The sequence below is a fragment of the Streptomyces sp. NPDC059398 genome (genome assembly GCF_042751845.1).
In the GTDB taxonomy this organism is placed as follows: domain Bacteria; phylum Actinomycetota; class Actinomycetes; order Streptomycetales; family Streptomycetaceae; genus Streptomyces.
Genome location: NZ_JBHYWP010000088.1, coordinates 23,724 through 35,337, shown reverse-complemented (window position 1 = coordinate 35,337; position 11,614 = coordinate 23,724). Strand labels below are relative to the sequence as shown.

Annotated in this window: 8 protein-coding genes; 7 read left to right on the top strand and 1 reads right to left on the bottom strand. The window is 71.8% G+C overall.

What is annotated here, in order from left to right:
- Window positions 1–103 precede the first annotated feature (103 nt).
- Window positions 104–895 (bottom strand): SDR family oxidoreductase, encoded by a 792-nt coding sequence (locus ACFXBC_RS26630; RefSeq protein ID WP_385029487.1) that lies wholly within the window; start codon window positions 893–895, stop codon window positions 104–106.
- Window positions 896–1,032: 137 nt separating this feature from the next.
- Here ACFXBC_RS26630 and ACFXBC_RS26625 point away from each other — a divergent pair, with 137 nt between their 5' ends.
- The 7 genes from ACFXBC_RS26625 to ACFXBC_RS26595 all read left to right on the top strand — a co-directional run bounded on the left by ACFXBC_RS26625 (window position 1,033) and on the right by ACFXBC_RS26595 (window position 11,525).
- Window positions 1,033–2,754, top strand: coding sequence for an AMP-binding protein (locus ACFXBC_RS26625; RefSeq protein WP_385029484.1), 1,722 nt, complete (start codon window positions 1,033–1,035; stop codon window positions 2,752–2,754).
- 344 nt (window positions 2,755–3,098) lie between these two features.
- Window positions 3,099–4,574 carry an aldehyde dehydrogenase family protein gene (locus ACFXBC_RS26620; RefSeq protein ID WP_385029496.1) on the top strand — a complete coding sequence of 492 codons (1,476 nt, stop codon included), beginning with the start codon at window positions 3,099–3,101 and terminating at the stop codon, window positions 4,572–4,574.
- A gap of 61 nt (window positions 4,575–4,635) precedes the next feature.
- Window positions 4,636–6,189, top strand: coding sequence for a GMC family oxidoreductase (locus ACFXBC_RS26615; RefSeq protein ID WP_385029481.1), 1,554 nt, complete (start codon window positions 4,636–4,638; stop codon window positions 6,187–6,189).
- Window positions 6,186–7,319: a glycine betaine/L-proline ABC transporter ATP-binding protein gene (locus ACFXBC_RS26610; RefSeq protein ID WP_385029477.1), complete on the top strand. Its 1,134-nt coding sequence runs from the start codon at window positions 6,186–6,188 to the stop codon at window positions 7,317–7,319. Before ACFXBC_RS26615 ends, ACFXBC_RS26610 begins: the two co-directional genes overlap by 4 nt.
- Window positions 7,320–7,383: 64 nt before the next feature.
- Window positions 7,384–9,375, top strand: coding sequence for an ABC transporter permease (locus ACFXBC_RS26605; protein ID WP_385029474.1), 1,992 nt, complete (start codon window positions 7,384–7,386; stop codon window positions 9,373–9,375).
- Between the two features lie 3 nt (window positions 9,376–9,378).
- A complete protein-coding gene (locus ACFXBC_RS26600) occupies window positions 9,379–10,380 on the top strand; it encodes an ABC transporter substrate-binding protein (protein WP_385029471.1) in 1,002 nt (333 codons plus the stop codon).
- A gap of 344 nt (window positions 10,381–10,724) precedes the next feature.
- The gene (locus tag ACFXBC_RS26595; RefSeq protein WP_385029468.1) at window positions 10,725–11,525 is read left to right on the top strand and encodes a VOC family protein; all 801 of its coding nucleotides are present in this window, start codon (window positions 10,725–10,727) and stop codon (window positions 11,523–11,525) included.
- The last annotated feature ends 89 nt before the right edge of the window (window positions 11,526–11,614 follow it).

The window sequence follows — 11,614 nt, the reverse complement described above, 5'->3', positions numbered from 1 at the left end:
CACCGGGAACGGGGCGCCCGCACGGCTGTCGGCGGCGGGTGTTGTTCCAGCCGGTCGGGGGAGGTGCGCGCCGGCCGGTGTCCAGCGCGCCCCGAACCCTCCCTCAGTCCGTGGCCGTACTGACCGAGCGGGCCGCGAGGTAGCGGCCGGGGAAGTCGCCGCCCCCGTGGACCGCGAGGTCGGCGCCGTTCACGTACGACGCCTGGCTGCCCGCCAGGAACAGACAGGCGTCGGCCACATCGGACGGCGCGGCCATCCGGCCCATGGGGATGGTCCGCGCCACCGCGGCGCCTCCGTCGTCGCCGTAGACGGACGCGGCGTTCTCGGTGCGGATCAGGCCGGTGGTGATGTGGTTGACGCGGACCAGCGGCGCCCACTCAAGGGCCAGGGCGCGGGTCAGGCCGAGCAGTCCGGCCTTGGCGGCCGAGTAGGCGGCCGTCCCCGGCTGCGGGTCGTGCCCCGAGACGCTGCCGATGTTCACGACCGAGCCGCCCTCCTCCTGTGCCCGCATGACGCGGTTGGCCGCCTGGGCCGTGTAGAAGGGGGCCAGCAGATTGAGTGCGACGATCCGCTCGACGAACCGCGGTGAGACCGTGGCGGCGTCCGAGTCGGGCGAGCCCCCCGCGTTGTTGACGAGGGTGTCCAGCCGGCCGAAGCGGGCCGCCGCATGCTCGATCAGGCCGGCCGCCGCATCCGGGTCGCGTACGTCCGCCGCGAGGAAGGCCGCCGTGCGCGCGCCCGAGGCGGGCAGGGCGTCCGGTGTGCCGCGTCCGCACACCAGGACCTCGGCGCCCGCGCCGAGGAACGCCTCCGCGATCGCGTAACCGATGCCCTTGGTGCCGCCCGTGACGACGACCGCGCGTCCAGTGAAGTCCGCCGGGTTGCTGATGGTCATGAGCCGCCTCCGTGCCGTCCGGGCCCGGCTGCGCCATGGACGGCCGGGAGCTGGTACGGGATCAACCTACCAAGCGTTAGGTAGGTGAACTAGAGTGCCCGGGACTGGCCGAGAATTCCGACGGACGAGGGGTCTCCATGACGCAGGACCACCGGGCCCGCACCGTTCCCGGTGTGCTGGCGGACACCGCCCGGCGCCACCCGGACACCGAGGCGCTCATCGACGGTGAGACCCGGCTGACGTACCGCGAACTGGCCCTGCGGGTGCGGCGCGCCACCGCCGCCGTGATGGCGTCCGGAGTCCTTCCCGGTGACCGGGTGGCGGTCTGGGCCCCGAACGGGCACCGCTGGGTGGTGGCCGCGCTCGGGGCGCTCGGCGCGGGAGCCGTGCTGGTGCCGGTCAACACCCGCTACAAGGGCGAGGAGGCGGGCTGGCTGCTGGCCAGGAGCGGGGCCAGGACCCTCTTCGTGGACAACGGCTTCCTGGGCCACGACTACCTCGGATACCTCGGCGGGCTGTCCGGCGGCGCGGACTGCGGCACGGAGGGCGGCACCCCGCCGCCCGTCACGGCCTCCCCGGACGGCGCACCCGGCCCGGCCGGCCAGGACGGTGCACCCGATGCGGCGCCTACGGTCGGAGCACCCGCGACCGCCGTGCCCGGCCAGAGCCCCCTCCCCGCGCTGCCCGCTCTGGTCGACGTGGTGCTCATCGGCGGCGGCCCGGCGCCCGGGGCGCGCAGCTGGGAGGAGTTCCTGGCCGCGGGCGCGTCCGTGTCCGACGCGGCGGCCGGGGCACGCGCCGCCGGGGTCGGCGAAGAGGACGTCTGCGACATGTTCTTCACCTCGGGCACCACAGGACGGCCCAAGGGCGCGCTGACGGCTCACGGCCAGAACATCCGCGCCTTCGACGCGTGGAGCCGGCGGGCCGGGCTGCGCCACGGCGACCGGTACCTCATCGTCAACCCCCTCTTCCACACCTTCGGTTACAAGGCCGGGGTCCTCGCCTGTCTGGGCCGGGCCGCCACGATGGTGCTCCAGCCGGTCTTCGACGTACGGGAGACGCTGCGGCTGGTGAGCGAGGAGAAGGTGACGGTGCTGCCCGGCCCGCCCGCCCTCTACACCTCGATCCTCGGGCATCCGGACCGCCACGGCTACGACACCTCGTCCCTGCGCCTGGCCGTCACCGGTGCTTCCGTCGTGCCCGTCGCGCTGGTCGAGCGGATGCGTGAGGAGCTGAGGCTGACCGTGCTCACCGCATACGGACTCACCGAGTCGTGCGGTCTGGTATCCATGTGCACGGCGGACGACGATGCCCGGACGGTCGCCGAGACCTCCGGCCGGGCCGTGGAAGGTGTGGACCTCTGTGTGGTCGACGCGGCGGGCAACCGGCTCGGGCCGGGCGAGGACGGTGAGATCGTGGTCGGCGGATACAACGTGATGCGCGGGTACTTCGAGGACCCTGCCGCGACCGCCGGGGCGATCGACACGCTGGGCCGGCTCCGCACCGGCGACGTCGGACGCATCGACGAGCACGGCAACCTCACCGTCACCGGCCGGCTGAAGGACATGTTCCTGGTGGGCGGCTTCAATGTGTACCCGGCCGAGATCGAGCAACTGCTCGCACGGCACGGGCAGATCTCCGACGCCGCGGTCGTCGGGATACCGGACCCGCGGCTCGGTGAGGTGGGCCGGGCCTATGTCACCGCCCGGCCGGGCGAGCGGCCGGACCCCGCGGAGGTGATCGCCTACTGCCGGGAGCGGCTGGCGAACTTCAAGGTGCCCCGCGAGGTCGTGGTCCTCGACCGACTCCCGCGCAACGCCCTGGGCAAGGTCGTCAAGACCGCCCTGGACAGGGGCTGATCAAGGTGTACGCGGTCAACGGGCCCGACGGACCAGGGGCGTTCACCTCCGTACCGGTGGTGTCCGGCCGGCAGGCCGTGTTCCGCGGCTGACCGCGAGACGCGTCAGTAGGCAGGGCACGCGGAATCCCACGGGCACGTGGAGTCCAGGGCACGCAGAATTCAGGGCACACAGAGGTATTCCGGGCACGGTGAGTGAACCGGATCACTTTCTGTTCATGTTCAGGCATAGGTAAAGGCCGAACGGGGAGGTGACCAGACCGCTGGTGTGAACCAGTGGCATCGGTTCGGTGATTGAAAGGCAGAACACACGTGTCGGCAAGCGAGACCATTCATGTAGACGGGATGTGGCGGGGCGCCGCGTCCGGCGCCACACGGGAGGTTCTCGACCCCGCCGACGCGAAGACCCTGCAGATCGTGGCCGAAGGCGACGCGCAGGACGCGGACGCCGCCGTGCGGGCCGCGCACACCGCTTTCGCGGGCGGCCAGGGCGACTGGCCACGCACGCCCGTGGCCGAACGCGCCGCGCTGCTGCGCCGGGTCGCCGGACTGCTCCAGCGCGACCGCGAGGAGATCGCGCTCATCGAGAGCCGTGACACCGGCAAGACGCTGGAGGAGGGCCGGGTCGATGTCGACGATGTCACCAACGCCTTCCGGTACTTCGCCGATCTGGTGATGAACGAGAGCGGCGGCCGGGTCGTGGACGCAGGTTCGCCCGATGTGCACAGCGTCGTCGTGCACGAACCGGTCGGCGTCTGCGCGCTGATCACCCCGTGGAACTACCCCCTCCTTCAGGCGAGTTGGAAGATCGCACCGGCCCTCGCCGCGGGCAACACCTTCGTGGTCAAGCCCAGCGAGGTCACCCCGCTCTCCACCGTCCATCTGGTGAAGCTCCTGGTGGAGGCGGGGCTGCCCGCCGGAGTGGCCAACATCGTCACAGGCCCCGGTGTGCCCGTGGGGGCCCGGCTGGCCGCCCACCCGCAGGTCGCACTGTTCTCCTTCACCGGGGGACTGGCCAGCGGTACCACGGCGGCGAGTTCGGCCGTGGCCGGTGCGAAGAAGATCGCCCTGGAGCTGGGCGGCAAGAACCCCAATGTCGTCTTCGCCGACGCCTGCGCCACCGATGAGGGCTTCGACACCGCCGTCGACCAGGCGCTGAACGCCGCCTTCATCCACAGCGGCCAGGTCTGCTCGGCCGGTGCCAGGCTCATCGTCGAGGAGTCCGTACGGGACCGCTTCGTCACCGAACTGGCCCGCCGCGCCGAGCGGATCAGGATCGGCCGCGGCACCGCCGAAGGCGTCGAATGCGGACCGCTGGTCTCCCAGCAGCAGCTGGACAAGGTCGAGGCGTACGTCGCCTCCGCGCTGGCCGAAGGGGCACGCCTGCGCTGCGGCGGCAGGCGCCCCGAGCCGTCCGACGACCGGCCCGCCACCGGCTACTTCTACGCGCCCACCGTCCTGGACGGCTGCCACCGCTCCATGAAGGTCGTGCGTGAGGAGACCTTCGGCCCGATCCTGACCGTCGAGACCTTCCGCGACGAGGAGGAGGCGGTGACACTGGCCAATGACACCGAGTACGGACTGGCCGGCGCCGTCTGGTCGGCCGACACCGCCCGCGCCCGCCGGGTCGCCGCCCGGCTGCGGCACGGCACCGTCTGGATCAACGACTACCACCCCTATCTCCCGCAGGCGGAGTGGGGCGGTTTCGGCAAGTCCGGCATCGGCCGTGAGCTGGGCCCGTCCGGCCTGGACGAGTACCGCGAGTCGAAGCACATCTACGAGAACCTCCGGCCCGCCCCGGTCGGCTGGTTCGCGGGCTGACTGCCCGTCTGTTCCCGTACCACGCAAGAGCGTCAGCACTTTGCAGAAGGAGCAATGCCCCATGCCTCCGGAGATCTCCACGGTCACCGCCGACTACGTCGTCGTCGGTGGCGGCACCGCGGGCTCGGTGATCGCCTCCCGGCTCACCGAGGACCCCGCCGTCAGTGTCGTCGTCGTCGAGGGCGGCCCCACCGACATCGACCGCGACGACGTCCTCACCCTCCGCCGCTGGCTCGGCCTGCTCGGCGGCGACCTGGACTACGCGTACCCCACCACCGAGCAGCCGCGCGGCAATTCGCACATCCTGCACAGCCGCGCCAAGGTGCTCGGCGGCTGTTCCTCGCACAACACCCTGATCTCGTTCAAGCCGCTGCCGGGCGACTGGGACGAGTGGTCGGAGCACGGTGCGGCCGGCTGGGACGCGAAGTCCATGGACCCGTACTTCTCCAAGCTCCGCAACAACATCGTCGCGGTGGACGAGAAGGACCGGAACGCCATCGCCCGTGACTTCGTGTCCGCCGCGCAGCAGGCGGCGGGCGTCCCGCGCGTGGAGGGCTTCAACAAGAAGCCGTTCCACGAGGGCGTCGGCTTCTTCGACCTCGCTTACCACCCCGAGAACAACAAGCGCTCATCGGCCTCGGTGGCCTATCTCCACTCGCACATCGAAGCGGGCGACCGGCCCAACCTCACGATCATGCTGGAGACCTGGGCTCACCGGCTCGAAGTGGAGGACGGCCGCGCGACGGGCGTACACGTCCGCACCAAGGACGGCGAGGAGATCCTCCTGCGGGCCGGCCGCGAAGTGCTGGTCTGCGCGGGCGCGGTGGACACCCCGCGGCTGCTGATGCTGTCCGGCATCGGCCCGAAGCAGGATCTGGAGGCGCTCGGCATCCCGGTCGTGCACGACCTGCCGGGCGTCGGCGAGAACCTTCTCGATCACCCGGAGTCCGTCATCGTGTGGGAGACCGACGGGCCCATCCCGGAGAACTCGGCGATGGACTCCGACGCAGGTCTCTTCGTCCGCCGCGACCCCGGATCGCGCGGACCCGACCTGATGTTCCACTTCTACCAGATCCCCTTCACCGACAACCCGGAGCGCCTCGGCTACGAGAAGCCCGAGCACGGCGTTTCGATGACCCCCAACATCCCCAAGCCCCGCAGCCGCGGCCGCCTCTATCTGACCAGCGCCGACCCCGAGGCCAAACCGGCCCTGGACTTCCGGTACTTCACCGACGAGGACGACTACGACGGCCGGACACTGGTCGACGGCATCCGCCTCGCCCGCGAGATCGCGAAGACCGAGCCGCTCGCCCACTGGCTCAAGCGCGAGGTCTGCCCGGGGCCCGATGTCGTGTCCGACGAGGACATCAGCGAGTACGCCCGCAAGGTGGCCCACACCGTCTACCACCCGGCGGGCACCTGCCGCATGGGCGCCCCTGACGACGCCCTGGCCGTGGTCGACCCGGAGCTGCGGGTCCGCGGGCTGTCGGGCATCCGTATCGCGGACGCGTCGGTCTTCCCGACGATGCCCTCGGTCAACCCGATGATCGGAGTCCTCATGGTGGGCGAGAAGTGCGCCGAACTGCTGACCGCGGCCCAGGGAGGTACGGCATGACCACGACCAGTACCCAGGCGGACTCCGGCGACGGGGAGCCGCGCGGCGACGCGGCGGCCGCGGCCGGCGACGGGAAGCGCGGCACCGTCTTCTCCGTCCGCAATCTGTGGAAGGTCTTCGGCCCGGGTGCCGACCGGATCCCCGCCGACACCACGCTGACCGGTCTGAGCGGAGAGGAACTGCGGCAGCGCACCGGCTGCACCGCCGCCGTACGCGATGTCTCCTTCGACGTCCACGAGGGCGAGGTCTTCGTGGTCATGGGCCTCTCCGGCTCCGGCAAGTCGACACTGGTGCGCTGTCTGACCCGGCTCATCGAGCCGACCAGCGGCGGCCTCACCATGGACGGCGAGGACGTCCGCGCCATGGACAGGACCAAGCTGCGCGAACTGCGCCGCCACCGCGCCGCCATGGTCTTCCAGCACTTCGGGCTGCTCCCGCACCGCACCGTCCTGGACAACGTCGCCTACGGCCTTGAGGTCCAGGGCGTGAGCCGGGCCGAACGCCGCGCCAGGGCAGCCGGTTTCATCGAGAAGGTCGGCCTGACCGGCCTGGAGGACCGGCGCCCGAGCCAGCTCTCCGGTGGCCAGCAACAGCGGGTCGGGCTGGCCCGCGCACTCGCGGTCGACCCCGAAGTCCTGCTCTTCGACGAGCCGTTCAGCGCCCTCGACCCGCTCATCAGGCGCGATATGCAGGAGGAGGTCGTACGGCTGCACAAGGACGAGGGCCGCACGATGGTCTTCATCACCCACGACCTGTCCGAGGCGCTGACCCTGGGCGACCGTATCGCCCTGATGCGGGACGGCCGGATCGTGCAGCTCGGCACCCCGGAGGAGATCGTCGGCTCGCCCGCCGACGACTACGTACGCGACTTCGTACGCGACGTACCGCGCGAACAGGTCCTCACCGTCCGCCGTGCCATGCGCGCCGCACGGGGCAGCGAGGCCGACGAGGGCGAGTCGGTCGAGCCCGGCACGCTCATATCCGACGCCATCGACACCGTCGTCCGCTCCGGAAGCGCCGTACGCGTCGTCGAGGGAGACCGGTGCCTGGGCGTCGTGGACCACGCCTGTCTGCTCGCCGTGGTGGCCCGTCTCGACGAGAGCCCGGCCGAGAGCGGAGTGGCCGCCTGATGCCCACGCAACCGGCCCACGTGCCCGTCCGCCCGCCCGTCCCCCCGGCCGCCCGGAGGCGCGCATGACGGCCACCACCGCCACGCCCGTACCCGCCGACACCCCCGCCGCTCCCGGCAGGGCGGCCAGGCTCCGTGGGGCGCTGCTCCACCGGGCCCCGGGCAAACTCCTCGTACTCGCCGTCGCCGCCGCCGTACTGGTCCCGATCGCGAACTCCCTCTGGTCCGGCGGGCTGTGGCCCGGCGCCCTCACCGTGGACGTCTCGAAGCCGCTGGGGCACGTCAGCGACTGGATCATCGACAACCGCGACACCCACCCGGTGTTCCTGTACTTCCTCGGCTATCTCAGCAACGCCGTGATCATCGCCGTACGCGCTGTCTATCTGGTGCTGCTCGCCCTCGGCTGGACCGGGGTCACCGCCGGGGCGACCCTGCTGGCCTGGCGGGTCGCCGGCTGGCGCATCGCCGCGACCGCACTGGTCGCCTTCCTGGTCAGCGGAGTGCTGGACATGTGGGTGCCGACGATGCAGACCCTCGCGCTGATGGTGGTGGCCGTCGTCGTGTCCGCCGTCGTCGGAGCGGCGCTGGGACTGGCGGGCGGCCTGTCCGACCGGCTCTTCCGCATCCTGCGCCCGGTGCTCGACACCATGCAGGTGCTCCCGGCCTTCGCGTATCTGCTGCCGGTGGTCCTGGTGTTCGGCATCGGCGTCCCGGCGGCGCTGCTCGCCACCGTCGTCTACGCGGCGCCGCCGATGGCCCGGCTCACCGCCCTCGGGCTGCGCGGCGCCGACGCCGGGGTCCTGGAGGCCGTCGCCTCGCTCGGCTCCACCGCACGCCAGCGGCTGGTCACCGCCCGGCTGCCGCTGGCCCGCAAGGAACTGCTGCTGGGCCTCAACCAGACCATCATGATGGCCCTCTCGATGGTCGTCATCGCCTCACTCATCGGCGCCGCTGGGCTCGGCGACCGCGTCTACCAGGCGCTGGCCTCCGTCGACGTCGGCGGGGCGCTGGCCGCGGCCATCCCGATCGTGCTGCTCGCCATCGTCATGGACCGCACCACGGCCGCTGCCGGGGCGCGCCTCGGCAGTGAGCCCTCCGGGCCGGCCGCCCTGCGCGGCCCGCGCGGCTGGGCCCTCGCGGCCGCCGGCACCGCCGTCGTCGCGGTGGCCGGCCGGCTGGCGGGCTCCACGCTCTGGCCGTCCGGGGTCACCGTCGCCATCGCACGGCCCGTCGACGACTTCAAGGAGTGGATGGTCGACCACCTCTACTCCGGGGTCCCCGTCGTCGGCGGCACCGCCGACTGGGCCGCGCACTTCACCTCGTGGATCCTGGACCCGCTCAGGGACGGGCTGACCGGCCTGCCCTGGTGGGGCGCGCTGCTGATCGTCGCCGCCCTGGCCTGGCTGATCGGCACCTGGCAGACCGCGTTCACCGCGGTGCTCGCGCTCTGCGCGATCGGCGTACTCGGCATGTGGAAGCCGTCCATGGACACGCTCTCGCAGGTCCTCGCCGCACTGGTCGTCACGCTGGTCATCGGCTTCGCCGTGGGAATCCTCGCGGCGGGCAGCCGCCGCACCGAAGCCGTACTGCGCCCGGTCCTGGACGTCATGCAGACCATGCCGCAGTTCGTCTACCTCATCCCGGTGGTCGCGCTCTTCGCCGTGGGCCGCGCCCCGGCCGCCGCCGCCGCGGTCGTCTACGCGCTGCCCGCCGTCATCCGCATCACCACCCAGGGCCTGCGCCAGGTCGACCCGGCGGCGGTCGAGGCGGCACGCTCGCTCGGCGCCACCCGGCTGCAGACCCTGCGCCAGGTCCAGCTGCCACTGGCCCGCCCCGCGCTCCTGCTCGCCGTCAACCAGGGCGTGGTGCTCGTGCTCGCCGTGGTCATCATCGGCGGCCTGGTGGGCGGCGGGGCACTCGGCTACGACGTCGTCACCGGACTCGCCACCGGCGACCTCGCCGTCGGACTCGTCGCGGGGGTGGCCATCGTCTGCCTCGGCCTGATGCTCGACCGTGTCACCCAGCCCACCGAACGCCGCATCCGGAAGGGGGCCTGAGCCGTGACCCGCACCCGTGGCGCGCGCCGCGCCACCACCGCCCTCGCCGCGCTGGCCTCCGGCACCCTGCTGGTCGCGCTGAGCGGCTGCGGCGCCGCCGACATGACCAAGCAGACCTCGCCGTTCGCCGCGGCCAAGGGGGCCAAGTCCGTCACCCTCTCCGTGCAGAGCTGGGTCGGCGCCCAGGCCAATGTGGCCGTCGCCAGGTATCTGCTCGAACACCGCCTCGGCTACCGCGTCGACACCGTCCAGGTGGACGAGATCCCCGCCTGGGACGCGCTCAGCCAGGGCCGCGTCGACGCGATCCTGGAGGACTGGGGCCACCCCGACCAGGAGAAGCGGTACGTCAAGGAGAAGAAGACGATCACCGCGGGCGGCGACCTCGGGGTCACCGGCCACATCGGCTGGTTCGTACCGAAGTACTGGGCGGACAAGCACCCCGACGTCACCGACTGGAAGAACCTCGACAAGTACGCCGGTCAGCTCCGCACGGCGGAGAGCGGCAGCAAGGGCCAGCTCATGGACGGCTCGCCGTCCTATGTCACGAACGACAAGGCCCTGGTGAAGAACCTCAAGCTGGACTACGACGTGGTCTTCGCGGGGTCCGAGGCGGCGCAGATCACCCAGATCCAGCAGTTCGCCAAGGAGAAGAAGCCCTTCCTGAGCTACTGGTACGAGCCGCAGTGGCTCTTCAACCAGGTGCCGATGGAGGAGGTCAAGCTCCCCCCGTACACCGCGAAGTGCGCGGACAAGGGGGTCAAGGACCCTCAGTCCATCGACTGCGCCTATCCGTCGACACCGCTGCAGAAGTACTTCAACACCGAGTTCACCAGGACGGGCGGCACCGCCGCGGCCTTCCTGAAGAACTTCCGGTGGACGAAGGACGACCAGAACAAGGTCTCCGCGATGATCGCCTCGCAGGGACTCTCGGCCGACGAGGCGGCCAAGCGCTGGGTGGACCAGAACCCGGCCGTCTGGAAGAAGTGGCTCCCCGGCAAGAAGTGACGGAAGCCGCGTGTACGGGCCGAACCGGTGGGTCCGGCGCGGCAGGTCCGGCCCCGCTCCGGCCGCCCGGCCAGGTCCTTCGTGGTTCGCCCGGGGTGGGGGCCGGGGCCGGATGTGCTGCGCCTGCTGTGCTGCGCCTGCTGTGCCTGCTGCGCCTGCTGTGCTGCGCCGTACGGGTGGGAGCCGGGCGCCGTCCGCAGGGCCGCCCGCGGCCGCTGTTTCGGCGACCCCCCGGCCCCGGTACCCATGGGACACAGGCAGCGGCTGCCGGGCCTGCCGGCGCGTGAGGGATTCCGGGGCCCTGGACGGCCGGCCCCACCACCCCACGTACACCGGAGGATCCCGTGCTGACCACCCACTACGTCCCTGGCGCCCCGGACTGGCTCGACCTCGGCGCCCCGGACATCGACGCCTCCGTCGCCTTTTACACAGGGGTGTTCGGCTGGACCTTCCAGTCGGCCGGCCCCGAAGCCGGCGGCTACGGCTTCTTCCGGAAGGGCGGCAGGATCGTCGCGGCCATCGGCCCCTCGGCCGTGGAGGGCGCACGGGCCACCTGGACGGTCTACTTCCACACCTCCGACGCCGACGCCACCGCCCGCGCGGTCGAACAGGCCGGCGGTACGGTCCGCGTCCCGCCGGCCGATGTCTTCACCGCCGGCCGTACGGCGCGCTTCACCGACCCCGCGGGCGCGGAGTTCGCCGTCTGGCAGCCGGGCGACAGGCAGGGGCTTGACACCGTCATGGAGCCGGACGCGATGTGCTGGACGGAGCTGCACACCACCGACGCGGCAGCGGCGGAACAGTTCTACCGTGCGGTCTTCTCCTGGGACCACCAGGAGATGTCCATGGGCGATGGCATGGTCTACACCGTGGTCTCCGCGCAGGGCGGTGGCGAGGGCGACGACACCAGCCACGGCGGGATCATGCAGATCCCGCAGGAGAACGTGCGGGCCGGGGCGGCGTCGGAGTGGCATCCGTACTTCGGCGTCGAGGACTGCGACACCACGTTCACCGCGGCCACCGACCGGGGCGCCACGGCCCTGATGCCGCCGAGCAGTGTTCCCGGAGTCGGCAGGCTGGCCCTGCTCACGGACCCGGACGGCGCGGTGTTCGCGCTGATCAAGGGCGATCCTTCGATGGCCTGAAACCCGTGCGGACAAGGGCCCCGGCAGTCCCGCCCGCACGGGACCTGACAGTTTCCGCGCGGGCCCGGGGGGCGCAACACGCCCCGGAC

Coding starts and splice junctions, on each gene's coding strand:
- ACFXBC_RS26615 (WP_385029481.1), top strand. CDS start 4,636: ATGCCTCCGGAGATCTCCACGGTCACCGCCGACTACGTCGTCGTCGGT.
- ACFXBC_RS26605 (WP_385029474.1), top strand. CDS start 7,384: ATGACGGCCACCACCGCCACGCCCGTACCCGCCGACACCCCCGCCGCT.
- ACFXBC_RS26610 (WP_385029477.1), top strand. CDS start 6,186: ATGACCACGACCAGTACCCAGGCGGACTCCGGCGACGGGGAGCCGCGC.
- ACFXBC_RS26630 (WP_385029487.1), bottom strand. CDS start 895: ATGACCATCAGCAACCCGGCGGACTTCACTGGACGCGCGGTCGTCGTC.
- ACFXBC_RS26625 (WP_385029484.1), top strand. CDS start 1,033: ATGACGCAGGACCACCGGGCCCGCACCGTTCCCGGTGTGCTGGCGGAC.
- ACFXBC_RS26620 (WP_385029496.1), top strand. CDS start 3,099: ATGTGGCGGGGCGCCGCGTCCGGCGCCACACGGGAGGTTCTCGACCCC.